Consider the following 24885-nt stretch of genomic DNA (forward strand, 5'->3'; position numbering starts at 1 on the left):
ATAAAATGAAATTTAAATTTACTCAAGTCAATCAACTAAAACAATAACAACAAACAGTGGTAAAAAAAACAGTTAATAATGTTGTTTTAATTTCACCTATTTACATTATTAAGAGCTTCCTGTTATAACTTAAACTATCATCACAATATTATTCTTTCTCGCATAAATAGTTTTTAAATAACCTTTCACAGTTATTTATTTTCACCCTATTTTATTTGCTAACTTAAAAAGAATCTAATGGTGATCTTATTACTTAATATTTTTATCACGATGATTATTATAGGTTGTTATTATGACATCACAATCACACTCCACTCAGCCGTTGAGTCAACCTACGGCAAGACCATTGAATCGCAACGACTATAAAACGTTGGGTTTGTCCTCACTAGGGGGAACATTGGAGTTCTATGATTTCGTGATCTTCGTGTTCTTTACGAAAACATTGAGCCACTTGTTCTTTCCTGGCGATAACGCTTTTATTGCACAAATGCAGACATTAGGTATTTTTGCCGCAGGTTATCTTGCTCGCCCTTTGGGTGGCATTATTATGGCGCACTACGGAGATATTATTGGACGTAAGCGCATGTTTACTTTAAGTATCTTCTTAATGGCTGTACCCACATTAGTGATTGGTTTATTACCCACTTATGCCAGCATTGGTGTTGCAGCACCATTATTGTTGTTATTAATGCGCATTATGCAAGGTGCCGCCATTGGTGGTGAAATGCCTGGTGCTTGGGTGTTTATCGCAGAGCACACCCCCAAACAACGTTATGGTTTAGGTGTAGGAACATTAACCTCGGGTATTACAGGCGGTATTTTATTAGGCTCAATCGTGGCAATTATCGTTCAACGTAGCTATACCGCTCAAGAAGTAAATGATTTTGCATGGCGTATTCCTTTTATTTTAGGGGGCGTATTTGGCTTAATCTCTGTTTACTTACGTCGCTTTTTACAAGAAACCCCGATCTTCAAAGAAATGGCGGCAAAAAAAGCGTTAGCACAAGAAATGCCTGTGGTTTCAGTTATTAAGGGTCATAAGCAAGCATGCTTAATTACAGCTGCATTAACATGGTCTTTATCAACCGCTATCGTTGTCACCATTTTGATGACACCCGGTGTCATTGTTGAAGGGATCTATAAAATTGATAGAACAACGTCATTAGAAGCAAACTGTGTTGCAACATTAACTTTAACCTTAGGTTGCATATTCTGGGGTTGGATTGGTGACAAATTAGGAACACGTGCATCAATGACATTATCATGGGGCGGTTTAATTCTTACTGCATTCCATTTCTATGGCAGTTTAGATGCAGCGATGTCAAGTTTTCAATTAGCGTTTAACTATGGTTTGATGGGCTTTTTTGTAGGCGCGATTGCAACTACACCTATCGTTAGCACAAGAGCATTTCCACCATCAATTCGTTTTTCTGGTTTATCTTTTGCTTATAATATGGCTTATGCCTTGTTCGGTGGATTAACACCAATGTTAACAGGAATATGGTTAGAAAAAACAGCAATGGCAGGTGCATATTATGTTGCTGGCGTATCATTATTAGCAATTGCTGTCGCTTTCTTACCTTTAGCTTATAAAGGGTGGACAGCAGTAAAACCGACAACCAGAGAAAAAGAGGTTGCATTACAGATTGATAAAGTGAGCGGCTAGACCTTTATCAATATCAACGCATCGTTCTATCCGTCCCCGAATACAATACCGCCCTTAATAAAGGCGGTATTTTTTTATGCTGCATTCGATGGCAATAAATAAACAAAAAAGGATGCCTTATAGCATCCTTTATTTTTCTTAAACTTTGTTTTTTAATGGCACAAATTACTGTGTCATTTTACTTAGCATAGGCGCCGTGATCAGCATTAGAATTGCGATAACACCCGTTACAATACCGATTTGTAAGAATACACTGCTGTAAATTTCTAATGAAGCGTGAGCGCTTTGTACATCTTCTGGTACTGCCATTAAACTCGCCACTTTACCGGCAATAATTGCAGCCGCTGCCGAAGTTAAGAACCAAGCACCCATAATAAAGCCCATTAAACGCTGCGGTACAAGTTGAGCAACCATGGCAAGACCAAGTCCTGAAATCATTAGCTCACCAATGCTTTGGAAACCATAACTTGCGACTAGCCACCATGAAGACACAATACCCGCTTCATTTGCCATGCTTGCACCCAGTGGTAACACTAAGAATGCCGTCGCACTTAAGAACATCCCTGCGGTGAACTTATATGGCATCGGCAATCTATCACCCATAAAGTTATAAACTGCCGCTAATAATGGGCTTGCTAACATGATCCAGAATGGATTCAATGATTGGAATTGTTCAGGTTCAACGCTAAAACCTAAAATTGAGTGCTCAACGTTATGGATTGCGAAGAAGTTTAACGATGTTGGCATTTGATCGTAAAGAACGAAAAAGACCACGGCTTCAACCATCAGCAAAAACGCGACAATCATCTTACGGCGAGCAGCACCTTTCATCATAAAGGTTTCACGTGCAAAAATCAGGATGATACCGAGTGAGATAACCGCCAAAGACCAACTTGCCACTTCATTATGATGTAATAGCCAAGTCGATACAGCCGTTAAAGCGACGATACCCACCAGCGTTAATAATAATTTTAAATAATTAAGCGGTTCAAAATCAGGTCTAGAGCCTTTATCTTTGATCCAACTACGGCAAACCATAAAGTTTGCTAAGGTGATCAGCATACCAACAACACTTAATGCAAATGCAACATCCCAACCATAATTAGCCGCTAACCATGGCGTTGCTAACATAGATAAAAACGAACCTACGTTGATAGACATATAGTACATCGTAAATGCACCGTCTAATTGCGGATCATCTTTCTCGTAGCAAGTGGCTAATAATGAAGATGGGTTAGCTTTAAATAAACCATTACCTACTGCAATCGTTGCAAGTCCCCAATAAATCACGTCTTTATTGTGATCAGAAAATGCTACCATCGCATAACCAATTGCCAGTACGATTGCGCCAAGAATAATAACCCTTTTAGTACCAAGGACTTTATCCCCAAGCCATCCACCGATAGCAACAAAACCATAAACTAATGCGGTAAATGCAGCAAAAACGGTGATAGCTTCTGCTTCACCCATGCCCAGCATTTTAACCAAGTAAACGGCCATGATCCCTTGTAGGCCGTAATAACCGAAACGTTCCCATAATTCGATTGAGAAGATGAGATAAAACGCACGAGGCTGTTTAAATGCATTCAGGCTCGGTTTTTGTCCATCGTCAGGTGTGTTTGCAGTTGACACTAAAAACCTCTAATTATTCTATTACGCCTTTATATTTAGGCTAATTTTTACAAAAATTTCGTTATTCAAGACAGAGTTAAAGCTCGGTGAATTTCATACTGGATTGTTATTCTTTGAAAAGAGTTCAACGCAGAGAAAAACAAGGTTGGCATTCTATCACTGGAAAGCATAATTATCTAAGAATTATAACTAACTATTGCGTTTTATCATAGTTACAGGCATTTGTACAAAATAGTTATGCGATTAAAAAAACATCAAACAAAATAACTTACTGATAATCAATAAATTATTTTCCACTTAATTATCTCCATATAAACAATTAAGCTACGCTACTGCTTATTGCTCTTTTTGCTCAATTAACGTTTATTGAATAACAACGATAGAATAATGCCAGTAGCAATACGTTTTAATTGATTAAAATAGCGCCAACAAAACACATTCCTTGACTTAATTTCCATATTTCCTTCATTTTTAACGATGAAGAAACAGGTAGAATGTCACCATTCCAGATTTTCATTTCAGTATTTCTGATTAGCTAGTTGCCAGTGAGATCACAAAAGTAATGAATAAAAACAAAAATGTTAAAAAAAGAGTTTCTCTCATCATCGCTTTAATTGTCGTCATCGCAGGGGGTTACGCCTATTGGCAATTTAATGCAGCAAAAACAGCATCACCTGAAAATAAAGGGGCTCAAGCAGCAAACTCACAAAGTCGAGGTACCTCTGGATCTCGTCGTCCACCTTTACCACCTGTTCAAGTTGCAATGTCAACGCAAGAGAATGTTCCCCAGTTTTTATCTGCTTTAGGAACGGTTAAAGCCACTAACAGTGTCACCGTCACTAGCCGTGTTGAAGGTCAATTAATGGCATTACATTTCACGGAAGGACAACACGTTCAACAAGGTGATTTATTAGCGGAAATTGACTCTCGCCCCTTTGAAGTTCAATTAGCTCAAGCCAAAGGACAACTGGCAAAAGATCAAGCAACATTAGCTAATGCTCGTCTTGATTTAGCACGTTATCAAAAATTAGCGAAAACCAATTTAGTCTCACAACAAGAATTGGATAATCAACAAGCTTTAGTTAAACAGTCTGAAGCTAGCATCCGTATTGATGAAGCGGCTATCAGTAATGCACAATTACAACTCACTTACAGCAAAATCACCGCGCCTATTTCAGGTCAAGTGGGTTTAAAACAAGTTGATGTTGGTAATTATATTTCTGGTGGCTCCTCTACACCTATCGTCGTTATCAATCAAATGGATCCTGTTGATGTGCTCTTTACATTACCAGAACAAGATCTCGCGAATGTTATTCAAGCGCGTAAAAATAATGCCGATTTACCCGTCACCGCATTAGATAGAAATAACCAATTTGAATTAGCTAAAGGCAAATTATTTAGTGTTGATAACCAAATTGATGCAACAACTGGCACCATTAAATTAAAAGCACGTTTCCCTCAGCAAGAGACAACGTTATTCCCTAACCAATTTGTTAATGTCCGTCTTTATGTCACCACATTAGAAAAAGCAGTCGTTATTCCTAATGCGGCGCTGCAAATGGGTAATGAAGGTCACTTTGTTTGGGTTGTCGATAGCGAAAATAAAGTGAGTAAATTACGTGTTGAAGTGGCATTACAAAATGCAGAAAAAGTCGTCATAGCTTCGGGTTTATCGGCAGAACAGCGGGTTGTAACCGATGGTGTGGATAGATTAACACAGGGTGCAAAGTTGATATCGTGACCCCCACAGCACCAAAGACGAAAGATAATAACCGTGTTGTTGCGGAGAAAGCGTAATGACCGAGAAAACACACGGTACAAGTGGGGGCCCCTCTCGCTTATTTATTCTGCGCCCTGTTGCAACCACCCTTTTTATGGTCGCCATACTCCTTGCAGGGATTGTTGGCTATCGTATGTTGCCCGTCTCTGCATTACCTGAAGTTGATTACCCCACTATTCAGGTCGTTACACTCTATCCAGGAGCAAGCCCAGATGTAATGACATCAGCAGTTACCGCTCCATTAGAGCGTCAATTTGGACAGATGTCTGGATTAAAACAGATGTCGTCACAAAGTTCTGGTGGTGCATCAGTGATCACACTGATGTTCCAATTAACATTACCATTAGATGTTGCAGAGCAAGAAGTCCAAGCTGCGATAAATGCGGCCACTAATCTGCTACCATCCGATTTACCGTATCCACCGATTTACAGCAAAGTAAATCCCGCAGATCCGCCTATTTTAACCTTGGCGGTGACAAGCTCAATATTACCCATGACACAGTTGCAAGATATGGTTGAAACCCGTATTTCGCAAAAAATTTCACAAGTTAATGGTGTTGGTTTAGTCTCTTTAGCGGGTGGGCAGCGCCCTGCGGTTAGAATCAAACTTAATGCACAAGCCGCTGCATCTTACGGTTTAGATAGCGAAAAAATTCGTGTAGCCATCAATAATGCGAACGTTAACTCAGCAAAAGGGAGCCTTGATGGACCCACTCGCTCTGTGACGTTATCCGCCAATGATCAGATGAAATCATTAGAAGACTACCGTCAATTAATCGTTACTTATAAAAATGGCGCCCCAATTCGTCTATCTGATATCGCAACAATAGAACAAGCACCTGAAAATAATCAACTCGGTGCATGGGCGAATAATAAGCAAGCAATTATTATTAATGTTCAACGTCAACCCGGCGTTAACGTCATTGATACTACTGATAATATTCGTAATTTATTACCTGATTTAGTTTCTAATTTACCAAAATCCGTTAATGTTGAGATCTTAACAGACAGAACCACAACAATCCGTGCTTCTGTTAAAGATGTGCAGTTTGAACTGGGTTTAGCTATCGCCCTTGTGGTGATGGTCATTTATCTCTTTTTACGTAATGGTGTCGCCACCTTAATTCCAAGTATTGCTGTACCGCTTTCATTAGTCGGTACGTTCGCCGTGATGTATTTTTGTGGATTCTCTGTCAATAACCTCACCTTAATGGCATTGACCATTGCCACGGGCTTTGTTGTCGATGACGCCATTGTTGTGATTGAAAATATCTCCCGTTACCTTGAACGTGGTGATAAACCATTAACAGCCGCGTTAAAAGGGGCTGGCGAAATAGGTTTTACCATTATTTCCCTTACCTTCTCTCTTATTGCCGTACTGATCCCCCTGTTATTTATGGGCGATATTGTCGGACGCTTATTTAGAGAGTTCGCAATCACTCTTGCTGTCGCCATTTTAATCTCTGCTGTCGTTTCGCTCACATTAACGCCAATGATGTGTGCCCGATTGCTAAAGCCTGAAAATGAAATCAAACACAATCGTTTTGAAATGGCGTGCGAGCGTTTCTTTGAAAGAATGATTGCGGTATACGCCGTTTGGCTCAAACGTGTTTTAAACCATCAATGGATAACGCTTGGTGTCGCACTGAGCACATTAGTGCTCACTGTATTGCTCTATATGTTTATTCCTAAAGGCTTCTTCCCACTACAAGATAACGGGTTATTGCAAGGAACCATTGAAACCTCACAATCCATTTCTTATCAAGCAATGGTAGAAAAACAGCAGCAAGTCGTTGATAAATTAATTGATGATCCCGCTATTGATAATATTGCTAGCTTTGTAGGGATTGATGGAAGCAACGCAACACTCAATACAGGACGATTACAAATCACGCTAAAACCCCTTGATCAGCGTGATGATCGGATAGATGTGATTATTCCTCGTTTACAAGAACGCATTGCGGCTATTTCAGGCATGACGCTCTATCTGCAACCGACTCAAGATTTGACAATTGATACGCAAGTTTCTCGTACTCAGTATCAATTCACGCTACAAGCAACATCCTTAGATGAATTGGCTTATTGGGTGCCAAAGCTCTCCCAAGCACTAAAAGATAGCGCTGAATTGACCGATATCAGCAGTGATTGGCAAGACAACGGCATGATGGCGTATATCAAAGTAGATAGAGACTCAGCAAGCCGTTTAGGTATTTCGATGAGTGATATAGATAATGCACTTTATAACGCTTTTGGTCAGCGTTTAATCTCCACTATCTATACTCAAGCTAATCAGTATCGCGTGGTTTTAGAACAAGATATTCGTAATGGTGATGGACTACAGGCTCTTTCAGCCGTGCATTTGACCGGCAAAGAGGGGGCGATGGTACCTTTATTGTCTATTGCATCCGTAGAGCAACGCTTAGCACCACTTTCTATTAATCATCAAGAGCAATTTCCTTCAGCAACATTCTCATTTAATGTCGCTGAACAATCCTCTCTTGAAGAAGCCGTAAAAGCTGTAAAATTAGCTGAAGAGCAAATTTCTATGCCAAGAGATATCACCACCCAATTCCAAGGGGCAACACTGGCATTTGAAAGTGCGCTTTCGAGTACTTTGTGGCTGATTATCGCGGCAATTGTGGCAATGTATATTGTATTAGGCGTGCTATATGAGAGTTTTATTCACCCTATCACTATTTTATCTACGCTGCCAACAGCGGGTGTTGGTGCATTATTAGCTTTAATCGCCGCGGGCAATGAGCTGGATATTATTGCAATTATTGGGATCATCTTACTCATCGGGATCGTAAAGAAAAATGCGATCATGATGATAGACTTTGCCCTTGCCGCTGAACGAGAGCAAGGTTTAACCCCTTACGAAGCTATTTATCAAGCATGTCTATTACGTTTCCGACCAATCTTAATGACTACAATGGCGGCGCTTTTAGGTGCCTTACCTTTAATGTTAAGTACCGGTGTAGGAGCCGAGTTACGTCAGCCATTAGGGGTTTGTATGGTTGGTGGCTTAATTATGAGCCAAATCTTAACGCTATTTACGACCCCCGTTATTTATCTATTATTTGATAAGTTATCGCTCTATATCAACCGTAATAAACACGTTGAGAATAATAACGGGGCTGTATCATGAAGTTTTTCGCCCTCTTTATTCAACGTCCCGTCGCAACGACGTTACTCAGCTTGGCGATTTCGCTATGTGGTGCATTAGGTTTCATGTTGCTCCCTGTTGCCCCATTGCCACAAGTTGATTATCCCGTTATTAATATTTACGCCTCATTACCAGGGGCATCACCAGAAACGATGGCATCTTCTGTGGCAACACCACTTGAGCGCTCCCTAGGGCGAATTGCGGGTATTGATGAGATGACATCAAGCAGTTCGCTTGGCAGTACCAGTATTACTCTAGTGTTTGATTTAAACAAAGATATCAATACAGCAGCTCGTGATGTACAAGCCGCATTAAATGCGTCACAAAGCTTATTACCTTCAGGCATGCCAAGCCGACCACGTTATTATAAATCAAATCCTTCTGATGCACCGATTATGATCTTAACGCTCACCTCTGATATCCAAAATACAGGGGAACTTTACGATCTCGCCTCAACAAGATTGGCACAAAAAATCTCGCAGATTGAAGGTGTCAGTGAAGTATCTGTCGGTGGTGGCTCATTGCCAGCGATACGTGTCGCCCTCAATCCTGATGCGTTATTTAACCAAAATGTCAGCCTCGATGATGTCAGAAAAGCCATTAACCAAGCGAATGTGCGACGACCTCAAGGCTTTGTAAATAATGACGAGAAGCGTTGGCAAATCCAAACTAACGATGAGCTCAGCAAAGCAGCAGAATATCGTCCTGTGATTGTGCATTATAATCAAGATGCTGTTGTACGTTTAAGTGATGTGGCACAAGTTACCGATTCAGTACAAAACGCTCGAGCGGCGGGAATGAGTGGCGGAGAACCTGCGATTTTGCTCGTTATTCGTCGTGAAGCGGGTGCCAACATCATTGAAACCGTGGATCGCATTCGTAATGAGTTTCCTGACTTACGTGAGTTGATCCCAGCCAGTGTTGATTTAAAAGTAGCACAAGATAGAACCCCGACTATTCGCGCATCCCTAGCTGAAGTAGAACGAGCGTTAGCCATTGCTGTGGCGCTCGTGATTTTAGTTGTGTTCTTATTTTTACGCTCAGGTCGTGCCACGCTGATCCCTGCCGTTGCTGTTCCCGTTTCATTAATTGGGACCTTTTCAGCCATGTATCTTTGTGGCTTTAGTTTAAACAATCTTTCATTAATGGCATTAACCGTAGCGACGGGCTTTGTGGTTGATGATGCTATTGTGGTACTTGAAAATATCTCTCGTCATATTGAAAATGGTTTAAAACCCAAAGATGCCGCTTTAAAAGGCGTTGGTGAGGTTGGTTTTACTGTCCTGTCGATGAGTATTTCTCTTGTTGCCGTTTTTATTCCATTACTGTTAATGGATGGTCTTGTTGGGCGATTGTTTAAAGAGTTTGCCATCACCTTAACAACCGCTATTGCTATCTCGCTATTTGTTTCTCTTACGCTAACGCCCATGATGTGTGCGCATTTACTAAAAGGCATGAAGCCTAAAGCCCAATCACATTTACGAGGCTTTGGTAAGTTGCTTTTCCGCGCCCAGCAAGGTTACAGTGTCACATTACAAGCCGCATTGCGCCATCGACGCTGGATTATGGCTATTTTTTTCGCCACGTTAGGCTTAAATGCCTATTTATATATCAGTGCCCCCAAAACATTTTTCCCCGATCAAGATACGGGTCGCTTAATGGGATTTGTACGTGCAGACCAAAGTATTTCATTCCAATCGATGAAAGAAAAAATGACCCGTTTTATGCAAGAAATTAATGCAGATAAAGACGTTGATAGCGTAACGGGTTTTACCGGTGGAGGGCGTATTAACAGTGGATTTATGTTTATTTCTCTTAATCCATTATCAGAGCGTACTGATAGCGCCAATCAAGTAATTAATCGCCTACGGGCAAAATTAGCCAATGAACCCGGTGCCAACCTCTTTTTAATGCCAGTGCAAGATGTTCGAGCAGGCGGGCGTCAAGCCAATGCCAGTTATCAATTTACATTATTAGCTGATGATTTAAGCGAGTTGCGTAAATGGGAGCCTATTGTCCGTAAAGCGTTAGGTGAATTGCCTCAACTTGTAGACGTTAACTCTGATAAAGAAGATAAAGGCGCAGAAATGGCACTGACTTACGATCGCGATACCATGTCGCAATTAGGTATTAATGTCAGTGATGCCAATAATCTACTGAACAATGCTTTTGGTCAGCGTCAAATATCCACCATTTATGCGCCACTAAATCAGTATAAAGTGGTCATGGAAGTCTCTGAACAATACACCCAAGATGTTTCGGCGTTAGATAAAATGTATGTGGTCAATAATCAAGGTGAACGTATCCCATTATCCGCATTTGCGAGTTGGTATCCCGCTAATGCCCCATTAAGTGTTAATCACCAAGGATTATCTGCTTCTTCAACTATTGCCTTTAATATTCCTGAAGGCTATACATTAGCTGATGCCATTAATTCTATTGAACGTACAATGACAGAGCTAGGTGTACCGAATACCGTCAGAGGCTCTTTTGCAGGTACCGCACAAATTTTCCAAGAAACCATCAAATCACAACTCATTCTTATCTTAGCGGCGATTGTAACGGTCTATTTGGTATTAGGTGTACTGTATGAAAGCTATATTCATCCGCTGACTATTTTATCAACCCTACCTTCTGCTGGTGTGGGTGCCTTATTAGCATTACAGCTTTTTAATACACCTTTTAGTCTGATCGCACTTATTGGCATTATGTTGCTTATTGGTATTGTGAAGAAAAACGCCATTATTATGGTGGATTTTGCAATTACAGCACAGCGTGAAGGCAAATTGTCAGCTAAAGAGGCCATTATTCAAGCCAGTTTATTACGTTTTCGTCCTATTATTATGACAACTCTTGCCGCATTATTTGGTGCATTACCATTGATGTTAGGTAGCGGAGATGGTGCTGAATTAAGACAACCGTTAGGAATAACCATTGTAGGGGGCTTATTAATGAGCCAACTACTGACCCTGTATACAACCCCTGTTATTTATCTATTTTTTGATGGATTGCGTGAACGTTGGCAACAACGACGGATCAGCAAAAAAGAGGCAAATGCATGAAATTGAGAAGCAAGCTGTTCTTAGTGGTTTTCGCGACTTGTATGGTGGTTGTTCTCGCTATGCATATTGGTATTCGAGGCAGCTTCCAGCAAGGATTCATCGGTTATATCAAGAAAAACAGTGAACAGCGTGCAACTCTTTTAGCTGAAGCCTTAACTGAACAATATGCATTGACAGGAGATTGGCGCTTTCTCAATAGAGATGATCGTTCTCTTTATCAAATATTACGAAGCATTGATCAAATAAGTCAAAGTAGCGAAGGCCCTCCTCCCAGAGGTTGGCGTACGCAATTTTGGATCGTTGATAAAGAGATGAAGCGCTTATTTGGGCATGACAATCAATTTCCCGCAGAAACATTTAAAAAGCCCATTACCTTTCACAATGAAATTGTTGGATGGGTGATTGTCAGTGCGGCAGATAAAATCAGCAGTGAAGCCGATATCAGTTTTGATAAACAACAACTGCGTACCAGTTGGGTCATTGCTGGTTTAACGGTTCTTTTTGCGTTATTGATCACTCTTATTCTTTCTCGCAATATGATACGCCCAGTTAAACGACTTGTTGAGGCGACTCATAAATTAGCAGCGGGTGACTTTTCTGTTCGTGTGACGCCCACAAGCAAAGATGAAATCAGTCAGCTCGCTACCGATTTTAATCAACTAGCCAGCACACTAGAAAAAAATGAGCAAATTCGTCGCGATTATATGGCAGATATCTCACATGAATTGCGAACCCCTCTCGCTATTTTAAAAGGTGAACTTGAAGCGCTGCAAGATGGTGTCAGAAAGCCAACAAAAGAGACATTAAACTCCCTTCTATTTGAAGTCACCAACCTGACAAAATTAGTTAATGATCTCCACCAGCTTTCGCTATCAGACAGAGGTTCTTTAACTTATCGTAAAGATTTTATTGATATTAATGAGGTCATTTTGTTGGCAGTGGCTTCTTATCGTCACACATATCAAACTAAAGAGATTACTTTACTCACCGAATTAGATGATCTGTCTCCATTGATTGTGCAAGCCGATCCTGACCGATTGATCCAGCTTTTCCATAATCTGCTGGAGAATAGTGTTCGTTATACTTATTCAGGTGGTCAATTGCATATCAGTACCCAAAAAGCACAAAATCATGTTCTGATTTCATTAGAAGATAGTGCTCCAGGGCTAGATAACGCTCAATATAACGTTGTTTTCCAGCGGTTTTATCGTGCAGAAAACTCACGAAATCGTGCAAGTGGTGGCTCTGGTTTAGGTCTTGCGATTTGCGAAAATATTGTTGAAGCCCATAATGGTAAGATAAGTGCAATGCCGTCCTCTTTAGGTGGCGTGAAAATCCTTATAGAATTACCTGCATATTCTGATGATCTTTAAGCCTAATAACCCTTGAGCCAATAAATGACCGTATCTGAATCACCCTATTCAATCCTGATTGTTGAAGATGAACCCAAACTTGCCCAATTACTTATTGATTATCTTCAAGCATCAGGTTATCAGACTCATTGGTTAGCAGATGGTGCTGAAGTGAGCGATTGTATAAAACAGCAACACTACGATTTAATACTATTAGATCTGATGTTGCCCGTTAAAGATGGCATTACGATCTGTAAAGAGTTGCGTCAGTTTTCAGATATTCCCATCATTATGGTGACAGCGAAAACAGAAGAAGTTGATCGATTACTCGGGCTTGAGATTGGCGCTGATGACTATATTTGCAAACCTTATAGTCCAAGAGAAGTGGTAGCCAGAGTCAAAACGTTATTGCGTCGTTTTTATCGCCCACAAGATATTATTCAAAATGAAAAATTCGTCGTCATTGATGAGCAGGCTTACCAAATCCAATACAATAATAAGATCCTCGATTTAACGACGGCTGAATTTCGTTTACTAAAAGCTTTAGCCACTCAACCTGGAAAAATATTAACTCGCGATCAACTGATGGATCATCTTTATGATGACTACCGCATTGTGACGGATAGAACCATTGATAGTCATATTAAAAATTTACGACGCAAACTTGAGCAATTGAACGATCAAATTGAATTTATTCGCTCAATTTATGGTCAAGGCTATCGTTGGGAAACCCAAGCTTATCGTTTTCGATGATATTTTTTCAGGAATACATTGAACCTCGCTACACTTAAGCGCTAGAATCCACCCCTTTATGATATACCCCTACCCAATGTGTGGGGGACTGACTTGAAATCAGAACCAGGAAATTAACCATGTTTACACCCGAATTACTCTCTCCTGCTGGCTCATTAAAAAATATGCGCTATGCATTTGCTTATGGCGCAGACGCCGTTTATGCAGGTCAGCCACGTTATAGCTTACGTGTGCGTAATAATGAGTTTAACCACGAAAATCTTGCTAAAGGTATTCAAGAAGCCCACGAATTAGGTAAGCGCTTCTATGTTGTGGTTAATATCGCACCGCATAATGCTAAATTAAAAACCTTTATCCGTGACCTAAAGCCCGTCATTGATATGGGACCTGATGCGCTGATTATGTCTGATCCGGGTTTGATCATGATGGTACGTGAAGCCTTCCCAGAAATGGATATTCACCTTTCAGTACAAGCCAATGCCGTTAACTGGGCAACCGTAAAATTCTGGCGTCAAATGGGATTAACTCGCGTGATCCTTTCTCGTGAACTCTCTATTGATGAAATTGCAGAAATTCGTAAACAAGTTCCTGATATGGAATTAGAAGTTTTCGTTCACGGTGCATTATGTATGGCTTACTCAGGTCGTTGCCTATTATCTGGCTATATTAATAAGCGTGACCCAAACCAAGGCACATGTACTAACGCTTGCCGTTGGGAATATAAAGTTGAAGAAGGCAAAGAAGATGAGGTAGGTAACATCGTTGAAAAATACACGCCAATCCCCGTTAAAAACGTCGAGCCTACGCTAGGTGTTGGCGCACCAACAGATAAAGTCTACTTAATCGAAGAAGCAAAACGTCCTGGTGAATATATGACTGCGTTCGAAGATGAGCACGGTACTTATATCATGAACTCTAAAGACTTACGCGCAATTGAACACGTTGAGCAATTAACGCAAATGGGTGTGCATTCACTAAAAATAGAAGGACGTACTAAATCCTTCTATTACTGTGCCCGTACTGCACAAATGTATCGCCGTGCAATTGATGATGCGGTTGCAGGTAAACCCTTTGATCCAACATTGCTCACCACATTAGAAGGGTTAGCACACCGCGGTTATACAGAGGGTTTCTTACGTCGCCATACCCATGATGCGTACCAAACTTATGAATATGGTTATTCTGTCTCTGACACTCAACAATTTGTCGGTGAATTTACCGGTAAACGTGTAAATGGTTTAGCTGAAGTTGATGTGAAAAATAAATTTGTTTTAGGTGATAGCCTAGAATTAATGACACCCACTGGAAATATTCAATTTACGCTAGAGACGCTATTTAACAAAAAACAGCAGCCAACCGATGTTGCACCAGGTAATGGTCACATGGTGTATTTATCTGTTCCCGAAGATGTTGATTTAGATTTTGCACTGCTGATCCGTAACCTACAAGGTACAACAACACGTCAACCGCATAAGATTGATGCGGTAGAAGTGAAGTAAAGCGTCATAATCTGATTTAAAGTGGTCAATTTCAAATACAGATCACATCAATAATAATTTGTTTACCGTATCATCAGTTCCGAAAAATAAAGAACTAGAATGAATACAGTAAGACTAGGAACCACCTCCTTGGCAAATCCAATCTCCCTTGGATTTGCCTTTTCTTTTTATCCCTTTCTTATCCTCCCTTTTATATAAAACGCCTCCTTTTCGTTATCATTTGTAAAAAAAATAGTAATTTTCTTGATATCCATTACCTTTAAAAGAGTGATTCAATCAAAAGGACTCATCAATGAGTAAAATTAGTTTGCTAATCATTAATGGAAAAAGCGCTAACAATAGTGCATTGAGAAACGCCGTTTACCAATTACGTGATGAAGGTTTTAATCTCCAAGTAAGGGTGACTTGGGAATCCAGTGATATACACCGTTTTGTACAAGAAGCTATCGATATGCAAGCCGAAACGGTGATTGCCGCGGGAGGCGATGGAACGATTAATAGCGTTGTATCTGAACTCATTCATCTCTCTCCCTCATCGTTACCAACACTGGGCATTATTCCATTAGGCACAGCAAATGATTTTGCGACTAGCGCACAAATTCCTCGCGATATGGAAAATGCCCTTAATTTAGCCGTTAAAGGCCGCTCAGTCCCTATTGATGTTATCTCTGTGAATAAGACGCACTATTTTATCAATATGGCATCAGGTGGCTTTGGAACCAAAATCACAACAGAAACACCTAAAGCGTTAAAATCAGCCTTAGGTGGAGCCGCCTATTTTATTAATGGCCTTTTAAGTATCGATTCGTTAAAAGCGGATTATTGCACAATTGAAGCGGAAAATTTTCACTGGGAAGGTGAATCACTCATTCTCGGTATTGGTAATGGTCGTCAAGCAGGAGGAGGACAACAACTCTGTCCCGACGCTTTAATTAACGACAATAAACTCAATATTACGATTGTTGAAGCACACGAATTACTCCCTTCTCTTTTGAATAGCCTGTTTGATCGTAAAAAAAATGACAAGATAATCGAGCGTGAAAGTCATTGGGTAAACATTAGTGCTTCTCATGAAATGGTCTTTAATTTAGATGGAGAACCCCTTTTAGGGAATAAATTTGAATTTATTGTGTTACCTGAAGCGATCCACTGCCGGTTACCGCCTCAATGTGACTTGTTATCTTAATGTAGATAAATGACAATCACTCTCATCTCATCATGAACTGGAGTATGTAATGACTGATATAGTAAGTTTGTTAGGCGCTGATGCAAAATCATTATTAGAACATCGTTGCCAAACTATCCCAAATGAAAATCTCTACCTGCCAGGTTTTGACTTTGTTGATCGTGTTATGATTGATAACAATCGCCCTAATAGCGTGTTACGTTCAATGCAAACCCTGTTTAATCATGGACGTTTAGCAGGAACGGGGTATCTGTCTATTCTCCCTGTTGACCAAGGCGTTGAGCACTCTGCTGCCGCCTCTTTTGCCGCAAACCCACTCTATTTTGATCCAAAGAATATTGTTGAATTAGCCATTGAAGCGGGTTGTAACTGTGTTGCTTCTACTTATGGTGTTTTAGCGTCTGTTTCTCGCCGCTATGCACACAAAATCCCTTTTCTTGTGAAATTAAACCACAACGAAACCCTAAGCTACCCAGCGCAATATGACCAAACCTTGTATGCCAGTGTAGAACAAGCCTTTGAAATGGGTGCTGTTGCAGTGGGTGCAACCATTTACTTTGGTTCACAAGAAAGCCGTCGCCAAATTGAAGAGATTTCAATGGCCTTTGAGCGTGCTCATGAATTGGGTATGGTAACCGTATTGTGGGCTTATTTGCGCAATCCAGCCTTTAAGAAAGATGGTGTAGATTACCATTCAAGTGCTGATTTAACCGGTCAAGCAAACCATTTAGCCGCGACGATTGGCGCTGATATCGTTAAACAAAAAATGGCTGAAAATAATGGTGGCTTTAAAGCGATTGGTTTTGGTCATACTGATGAGCGTGTTTACACCAAACTCACCACTGAAAATCCAATTGATTTAGTCCGTTACCAATTAGCAAACTGCTATATGGGTCGTGCGGGATTAATTAACTCTGGTGGTGCGTCAGGTAATAATGACCTTGAGGATGCAGTTCGTACCGCTGTCATTAATAAACGTGCGGGTGGTATGGGATTGATCTTAGGGCGTAAAGCGTTCAAGAAATCAATGAAAGACGGCGTTGCGCTAATTAATGCAGTACAAGATGTGTATTTAGATAAATCAGTCACTATTGCTTAATTGGTAGGTTTAAATGTGGAAGCCACTCAAATGAGTGCTTTTTACTTATTATTTATTTTTTACTTATCATTTATTTTTTACCGACTGAATGTTTTTGGTTTTTGAGCTTGTGTTACGGCATGTTGATGTGCAGTATCTTCATTCTCAATCACTTTCATTACGTTGTGCCCTGCCGGCAATGCTCGCTCAATCAATAACTCGGCGTGCGACTTCGCCAAAATTTTTTGCAATTGCTGATGCTGACCGCACCAAATGGCATCAACATCTTTATCACGCGTTGTATCACGTTGGTGTGTTAACGCCACCGTTCTCGCTTGGAAACGTGCCTGCCTTCCGCCTAACTCTAAACCATAATCAGGAATTGTGGCATGAGGTACAACAACTTGCCCATTATCAAGCCATGAATTAACTGCATTTTCATGCACCACATAACCCAATTCACTTAAACCAGCCAATACTGCCTCACATTGCTGTCTCATCGAAAGTTGCTGTTCATGAGTTTCAATGGCCTGTTTTAGCTTTGTGATCATTACATCAAGTTGCTCGGCGGTTGCTAATGAAGCAACCGCTTCTGTTTCTCGACTAAGCGTCAACATCTGTTTATCATCAAAGCTTTCAATCTCTGCACATAAACGTGTTAATTCTTCCATTAATTCAATACGTTTTACACTATTACGCAAACTTTCAGCGATATTCATGATCATTGAATCAGCTAATAAACGCTGTTTTTTACTATCAAAAAGCGTCTGCATTTCAATAAGCTGGCTTGCATTATCATTCGCTTCTGCTTCATTGCCCACCAGTCGTAATTTTTCAATCATCAACTCAATTTGGTGACACTGTTGTGCAAATGAGCATTGAGGCTCGCCACCTTGCCATAATTGTTGGGTATATACAGATTGCGCTTTTAATTGCGTCAGTAATTCTGTTTGAGCGGGACTTAGTTGCCCTTTTTGCGCATCAATTTCACCCGTTACACGAAATAGCAATAAGCTAATTTCTTCAGCACTCATATTGTCGCTGTGTTCAATTTCAGTCATTAAAATACTGTTGGATGCTAATTGTGATTTTAATTGTTTTAACAGTGCCGATGATTTTTGTTTACCTTGTTGGATATGACGCGCAAGCGCTTTTTCTTCAAGCACTTGTTCGCGTAAATTTTTCATATCTTGTCGTAATGGCACAATAAACTGGCTTAATTTATCCGTTAATCGGCTCACTGATTGTGCATCTAATGCATTCAATTGCTGGTTATCTTTAACTAAGGCATTAAAGGTAGATTCGATTTGGCTCACTCTTTCATCTTGATATGTGAGTTGTTCAACTAACGCCTTCCATTGCTTGACGTATTTTTTGCTATGCGCTAATTGTCGCTGATAGCGGATAACCGTGGTTTCTTTCACAGAAATATAATGTACTGATGAACTCATCATTTACTCACTTTTTCATTCAGTAAAGAGGCATGTTGTAAAGCTTCAAGAAGTTGTTGTTGCGCTTCTTGACGATGATAAAACCATTGTGTCAACGAAACACGATAATGATAAGGCACCACTTTACGCAAAATCTCTTTTCGCCATAACTCACGTGCACACGCCTGAGATAACCACTCATGTTGTGGCATATCGCACTCAATGCCCATCAGTAATTGACCTTGCTGCTCATCTTCAATTAAACAGTCAAAAGAGAAAATACCCGCTTGTTGTGATGGTGCAATATGATATCCCTGAGATTGAATAAAGCGAGTTACATCAATAATAAATTGATCGTTTGACTGATCTTGAGTGACCACACTAGCTTGCGTACGACTGAAACGAGCTAATAAACGTTTATTTTCCTCTTGTTTATTAATCTGATGGCAATGACTCGCGTAAGTCAAATAGCCTTGTAAATAATCACGAGGAATTTCAGGATGTTTATTGGTGCTTAATAAGTCAGAGATTTCATCAATCGGCATTGATGACATGATCACCACTTGCTTTTTCGCTCTAGTGATAGCGACGTTTAAACGACGCTCTCCCCCAGTTTGCCCTAACACACCAAAATTACGCCTAAAGGTACCTTGCATATTGCGACCAAAAGTTGTCGAAAACAAAATAACATCTCGCTCATCACCCTGCACATTTTCAACGTTTTTCACAAAAAAACGACATATCTTCATCGTTATCCAAGCGTGCACATTCTTCCGTGTAAGCCTTTAAAAAATCCATATCATAGTTATTGCGATCAAGAATATGCTGATTAATTAATTGAGCTTGTTTTTGATTAAACGTCACCACTCCCACAGAAGGACGTTTATGAAAAGGCGTTTGCCATAAGGTTGCTAAATGCTCAACGATCGCCAAAGCCTCTTTTTCATTGGTTTGATTAACATAGGTGCCATTGATCGCCATAAAATGTAGCGGTTTTACTCGACTAATGGTTTTCGCTGAATGTTGAGCTGGAATATTTAGCCGATTTTCATAAAAGGCATAATTGGAGAAATTAATTAACTCTCGAAATGCCGAACGATAATGAATATCTAAAGTATGAATCGGCAATACCGTTCGAGCGAGATGAAGTAAATCGGGACAATGGCAAATTTGGCTTGGATCCCATTGTTCACTGTTTTTCTCTTGTTGTTCATCTTCCTCGTTATCATTATCTTCGTCGTCTTCATTTTCATTAAATTTACCACTGAAGAAAGATGAAGGTGGCATCTGTTTCTCATCACCGCTCACAATGGCTTGTTTACCGCGATATAATGTCGGTAAGGCAAATTCAATTGGCATTTGTGAGGCTTCATCATAAATAACGCTGTCAAAAAGTCCGGCTTTTAAGGGGAGTATTTGGCTTGCCACATCTGGTGTCATCAGCCAAATAGGACGTAATTTTAACAATCCCATTTGTGTCGCTTTATCAATAAATTCGCGTAACCGTAATGATCTTGGCCCTGTTAAACGCGTTATTGTTTCCCAATGACGCGCATTTTCAATTTTTGATAACTCGATATTTTCAGTTAACAACTTGCGATTAATATTTTGTAATTGCTGATAATTTTCCGTTAATTGTTCAATATATTCCTGCAATTGTTGAGCCGTAGTCTTTAATACCGTGTTTTTTAATTCAATCTCAGTTTTGACTGCGACATAAAACAGATAACTCAATATTGCTTTTAAAGGCGCTACTGGATCAGAAAGTGAACTTTCACTTTCTTCTATTAACTGGCGCGATAATGATAAAACTTGCCAATCATCGTGGGAAAAATGCGCCGTTTTTTCTCGAAATAACTGGAACTTGCCTAAAAAAGGCAAACTTTGGACTAATTGCTGTAATCGAGTTGTCAGCAATTCACCTTTGTTAATCGCATCATAAAATTGCTGATAACATTGTTCGGTGAGGGTTTCTTGTAAGTTTGCTAATTTAGCGAGACTTACTTGCTGTGTTTTAGCACGAACAATAGCATTCTCAATTTCTAAACATTGCTGTTCAAAGCCCTGTTTTTTGGCTGATTGAATCGACTCAACAAAATGTTTAGGCTGAGGATATAACGCTAATATCGCAATATCATCATCACAAGCTTTAAGCTCCGTGATCACACTATTAATAGTGTCCTGCCATGGCGTATTTTGTAGATCAAGGCGCTGTTCTAGCCCTAGTTGTTGATAAATAGGTTGCAATTCTTGATACAACAAACGCCATTGTTGTTCTGTGGTGATCGTTTTATGTAGCGTAATATAGTGCTCGACTTTATCGCCTATACCACTTTGTGCAATAAAATCTTTTAACTTACTGTTCCTACTATAATAATAAGGATTTAAGAAGCGTAAAAATGAGGGAGTGATCTTATCAGCCACCGCTCTTGATAGCGTCGCTAATGTTGCATTATCTAATGGCGCGAGTAAGCGGAAAATTAAAGGATCGCAACCTTCACTATCAATTTGCAGTAAACGTTTTTCTAATTGCTCCAATTGAGCAATGATCTGTTCTCCTTTATTTTGCTTACCTTGTTCATTTAAAAACAGCGTTAACCAATGCGATAAATTATCCCATTGTTGCTCATTGTGAGTTTTTAACTGCTGTTTGCACTGCACTAGTGTTGTTTCGTGAGTGGTTAATTTATCAATTGTGATTTGTTGATAAGGCAAACTATATGCCATATCACGCTGTTTTTCTGCTTCGATAAACAACGTAATATTTTCATTAAATTGGCGATATAACGTACTTTCAGGTGAAAACAATACAACACCATTTAATGGTGTGTTTTCATAATTAATTGCATACCAGTCTAAACCATATAACGTTAAATTATCGATAAGCTGAACAAACGTTGTTTTATTATATTGAGAAAGCAGTGTGGTTAACGCATCTGAACTTATTGCTAATTTTTGTTGCGATTCTAATTCGAGTAGTGCAGACAACACTTCTCGGTATGAATAATCATATTGTTTATCCGTTCGGTATAACGCTTTATAGTAGGAATCTAACGTTGTTTCATAAAATTGAATTAAATTAAGCGTTCTATCACGATCAAAGGAAGTATCTTGCTTAACATCCGCGATCAATTGTCGCTTCCGCTCTAATGCCAATTGTTCTCTGATCGCTGAAATAATCTCTCGCCCTTTAGGGTTTTGATGAATAATCAGTACCCTATCTTGTAAACCATTTGCGACCAAGCGCTTATATACCACATCTAATGCAGCAGGCTTTTGACAAAGTACCAATGCTGTTTTTTGTCGCCCTATTGCATCAGCAATTAAGTTGACAATCGTTTGGCTTTTACCTGTTCCAGGAGGGCCTTCTATTAATAACCCCGTTTGCTTTCTTGCCGCTTGAATAATGGTATTTTGAGAAGGATCAGCCAAAGAGAGCAAATAATTATCTGCAAGTGGATCTTGTGTCTCTAAAGCTTGTGCCTGCGTATTTACTTTCAGCATGGTTGCAAGCGCAGTGCCATTGATTGGTAAATTAGCAATTTGTTGTAAATCAGCACTTATCATTTGCCCAATAAAAGAGGTGTGAAATAACACCGCAGAACAATGAATATAAGCACTGTTTTCTGGTATTTCCTCAGTTAATGAAGGTAACGGCCTTAATGAATGTTCCCCGGTGGTTAATAAGGATGAGAGCGTACTCATCATTTCACTGACACTCAAGCCCGTTTGTGACATTAAGCTATCGAGCACTTTTTGCCATTCATTAACCGCTGGAATACCGACAAAATTCGCAAGAGCAGGATTTAAACGTACTGATGCACGCTCTGTATCAAATGCAATTTGTACCGCACCTTGAGCGCCCCCCAAAATATTCATTGATATTGGCCACAAAAAAAGAGGGGCAATACGTGGCTTTATTTTATTGGGCTGTGTATTTAGCACTAAAAAAGGAAAGCCTAAATACATGCCATTAATACCTGTATCTCGTTGGTAAGACTGAGTATTAAGTTGTAAGAGCCACAAGCGATGATTTAATTTCTCACGTTGACGTAAAACGTCACCTTCTAATGAAAACAACCTTTTCTTGCGGTTAATTAAATGCTCAAGTAAGTTTGTCGCTTTTTCATTATCAAAACAGCATTCGGTTAAATCAACACGCCCCGCGTTTGGTGTTAAACGCATTCTAACTAAGTTACCGCGTTGACTTGTAGAAACTAATTTTTTAGAAAAAAAAGTGCAATACTTCTAAAATATATCGTTGTGATCCAGGTATTTGCCATTGCTCAGCGGGAATGCAAAGCATGACAATAATATGGTCAAGAGGTAATCTGCGCGTTAAGAGAAAATCATCAGCCCATCTATCAATAATATCGTTATTAACACGCTTAAAATCCCCTATTCTTTCACTAAGTTGTTCAATAAGTTGATATCGAGGTGTGGCTAATAATATTTTTGCTTGTTGTTTATCAAACGTCTTAATCGCCAGGTTTCTCGCTAATTTAGCGGCATTATTCACCAGTGAATCTAGCGTAATATATTGCCCAATCTCAGCACTTAATAACAAAATATAGTCATTTTCATGCATATTCTTACGATCGATTAAAGCCCGTAGATTTTCATTATACGCATCCGGAAATTCTGCACGAATAATCTCCCAACGAGCGACTAATTGACTTAAAGACGTGATTAACAAATAAAGCTGTAAACTTTCTTCATTTAGTGGAATACGTTGTTGCAGTGCTCGTTCACGAACAGCGCATTGACGATAATAAAGCTGAACAAGCCAATGTGTCTCATCAATAGATTGCAGCTCAGTCGCAAGTGGCTGACAAATTAATTGATAACCTAATAAGGGATGCTCTAAAAGCCATGAAGGTGTAATGATCTCGCCACGGTAAATCAATGGCATATTAGGATTTAAAATTCTCAGTGCGAGTGTAAAACGTAAACTTGGCTCAATATCTTGTTTTTCAATTAATGCCTGCAATTGGGTAATTTGTTTGCCACGATTATCAAATTGGCTTAACCAAATCGTGATTTCACCATGAATAAGCAATGCCGTTGCTTGATCCCAATATTGTGCTTGTGCCGCCACCATTGCAAATGTATCAGGCTGATTAAATAGCTGATCGGCAAATTGAAATTGATAATATTGCTGATTTCCATTGTTGTGATTAATATTCGGCGCTTGTACCGCTAAACCTTGTAGCCACGCATTAACTTCGTTCCATTGCCATCGTTGAAAGCGATCGCGGCAGAGCAAACCCCGTAAAAGTAATTGAATATTTGGATCTAAATCATCCGCTAACTCAACACCATTCGTCATTACTTGAATTAAAAACGCATTATCATGGACATGTTTAAAACAAGCTCCTTGCGTTAATTGCTCAAGTAAAATGATCCCTAAACTCCACCAATCTGATGCTGCCGAAACACCACCCGCTAAAATTTCTGGCGCACTATAACGTGAAATTTCAAGCGGCGAGACAATATCGAGATCGAATTCAGATAAACACGCCGAACCATACTCAATCACCACAATATCAAGGGGATCTCGAGAACGGATCATCAAGTTCGAGGGCTTTAAAGCACGATGACGCACACCATGTTCAGTTAATGCTGCAATAGCCGTACCTAATTCTGAGACTAATGCGTTAATTTCATTCGATTGCCAAAAATCACCGCGTTCAATGAATTGGCTTAGTGAGCCACCTTTTAATCGTTCGGTGACATGCCAAACACGATTCTCCCATCGACCCGTTTCATAAAATACTGGAATATGGTCAGTAGAGATCAGATTTAATACTTGATAAATAGCAGGATCAGGCTCTTCACCTTTAAGATAGAGTGTTAATACGCCTTCTTGCTCTGTTTTGATATTGCTTACGTTATAGCGTTCTCTTTCGCTATTAATAGAATTGATACGTTGTTCAAGACGCCAATCACCAATCAATCTAAACGTTTCATTATCGCTAACGGCGTTATTTTCAATCTCATCAGCCGGATCAGCACCACATTCAAAACAGATAAAATCGTCTTCTCCCATCAAGTGTCCGTTAATACACTTTCTCGGCTGATCGTGATGAAGATCGGGCGTTATTGTAGCGCTCTCGATAGATGAAGATATTGGCGGAGATGGACGCCATCCAGACTCATGAATAGGTTCAATTGTTAGATCCCATCCACACGGTTTTTCATTAACCTGTCCTGCACAAAAAATCTCGGTTAACTGGCGCTCCGTTTGGCAGTGAGGACAAAAACGTATCATGGCCATCCTT

Annotated in this window: 14 protein-coding genes; 9 read left to right on the forward strand and 5 right to left on the reverse strand. The window is 39.9% G+C overall.

Features of this window, described 5'->3' with window-relative positions; translation table 11 throughout:
- Positions 1 to 292 precede the first annotated feature (292 nt).
- Entirely contained in the window at positions 293 to 1666 is a 1374-nt protein-coding gene (locus BHE89_RS07120; protein ID WP_069367572.1) for an MFS transporter, read from the forward strand.
- A 165-nt stretch (positions 1667 to 1831) separates the two neighbouring features.
- Here BHE89_RS07120 and dtpA read toward each other — a convergent pair whose 3' ends face one another.
- On the reverse strand, positions 1832 to 3298 hold the full coding sequence (dtpA, locus tag BHE89_RS07125) for a dipeptide/tripeptide permease DtpA (protein ID WP_069367573.1): 1467 nt from the start codon (positions 3296 to 3298) through the stop codon (positions 1832 to 1834).
- A 562-nt stretch (positions 3299 to 3860) separates the two neighbouring features.
- On the opposite strand from dtpA, the gene BHE89_RS07130 reads away from it, so the two are divergent.
- The 8 genes from BHE89_RS07130 (at position 3861) to fbaB (ending at position 17195) form a co-directional block, all read left to right on the forward strand.
- The gene (locus BHE89_RS07130) at positions 3861 to 5039 is read left to right on the forward strand and encodes an MdtA/MuxA family multidrug efflux RND transporter periplasmic adaptor subunit (protein WP_128860369.1); all 1179 of its coding nucleotides are present in this window, start codon (positions 3861 to 3863) and stop codon (positions 5037 to 5039) included.
- Between the two features lie 55 nt (positions 5040 to 5094).
- On the forward strand, positions 5095 to 8226 hold the full coding sequence (locus BHE89_RS07135; RefSeq protein ID WP_069367574.1) for an MdtB/MuxB family multidrug efflux RND transporter permease subunit: 3132 nt from the start codon (positions 5095 to 5097) through the stop codon (positions 8224 to 8226).
- Positions 8223 to 11306 carry a multidrug efflux RND transporter permease subunit MdtC gene (gene mdtC / locus BHE89_RS07140; protein ID WP_069367575.1) on the forward strand — a complete coding sequence of 1028 codons (3084 nt, stop codon included), beginning with the start codon at positions 8223 to 8225 and terminating at the stop codon, positions 11304 to 11306. The genes BHE89_RS07135 and mdtC overlap by 4 nt, the downstream gene beginning before the upstream one ends.
- Positions 11303 to 12679: an envelope stress sensor histidine kinase BaeS gene (baeS, locus tag BHE89_RS07145; RefSeq protein WP_069367576.1), complete on the forward strand. Its 1377-nt coding sequence runs from the start codon at positions 11303 to 11305 to the stop codon at positions 12677 to 12679. The genes mdtC and baeS overlap by 4 nt, the downstream gene beginning before the upstream one ends.
- Positions 12680 to 12703: 24 nt before the next feature.
- Positions 12704 to 13411: an envelope stress response regulator BaeR gene (gene baeR, locus BHE89_RS07150; protein WP_069367577.1), complete on the forward strand. Its 708-nt coding sequence runs from the start codon at positions 12704 to 12706 to the stop codon at positions 13409 to 13411.
- 119 nt (positions 13412 to 13530) lie between these two features.
- Positions 13531 to 14910 carry a prephenate-dependent tRNA uridine(34) hydroxylase TrhP gene (gene trhP / locus BHE89_RS07155; RefSeq protein ID WP_069367578.1) on the forward strand — a complete coding sequence of 460 codons (1380 nt, stop codon included), beginning with the start codon at positions 13531 to 13533 and terminating at the stop codon, positions 14908 to 14910.
- A 292-nt stretch (positions 14911 to 15202) separates the two neighbouring features.
- On the forward strand, positions 15203 to 16096 hold the full coding sequence (gene yegS / locus BHE89_RS07160; protein ID WP_069367579.1) for a lipid kinase YegS: 894 nt from the start codon (positions 15203 to 15205) through the stop codon (positions 16094 to 16096).
- Between the two features lie 49 nt (positions 16097 to 16145).
- Entirely contained in the window at positions 16146 to 17195 is a 1050-nt protein-coding gene (fbaB, locus tag BHE89_RS07165; protein ID WP_069367580.1) for a class I fructose-bisphosphate aldolase, read from the forward strand.
- 77 nt (positions 17196 to 17272) lie between these two features.
- Here fbaB and BHE89_RS07170 read toward each other — a convergent pair whose 3' ends face one another.
- Genes BHE89_RS07170 through BHE89_RS25230 form a run of 4 tightly spaced genes read right to left on the reverse strand, consistent with a single transcriptional unit; the run spans position 17273 to position 24881 of the window.
- Complete coding sequence (locus BHE89_RS07170; protein WP_077885084.1) at positions 17273 to 18628, reverse strand: hypothetical protein; 1356 nt, start codon at positions 18626 to 18628, stop codon at positions 17273 to 17275.
- On the reverse strand, positions 18625 to 19332 hold the full coding sequence (locus BHE89_RS25220) for an AAA domain-containing protein (protein ID WP_286145961.1): 708 nt from the start codon (positions 19330 to 19332) through the stop codon (positions 18625 to 18627). The genes BHE89_RS07170 and BHE89_RS25220 overlap by 4 nt, the downstream gene beginning before the upstream one ends.
- Entirely contained in the window at positions 19319 to 22789 is a 3471-nt protein-coding gene (locus BHE89_RS25225) for an AAA domain-containing protein (protein ID WP_286145962.1), read from the reverse strand. The genes BHE89_RS25220 and BHE89_RS25225 overlap by 14 nt, the downstream gene beginning before the upstream one ends.
- Before the next feature lie 40 nt (positions 22790 to 22829).
- The gene (locus BHE89_RS25230; protein WP_286145963.1) at positions 22830 to 24881 is read right to left on the reverse strand and encodes a protein kinase domain-containing protein; all 2052 of its coding nucleotides are present in this window, start codon (positions 24879 to 24881) and stop codon (positions 22830 to 22832) included.
- Positions 24882 to 24885 lie beyond the last annotated feature (4 nt).

It is taken from the genome of Shigella sp. FC1967, from assembly GCF_001743005.1.
Taxonomy (GTDB): Bacteria; Pseudomonadota; Gammaproteobacteria; order Enterobacterales; family Enterobacteriaceae; genus Proteus.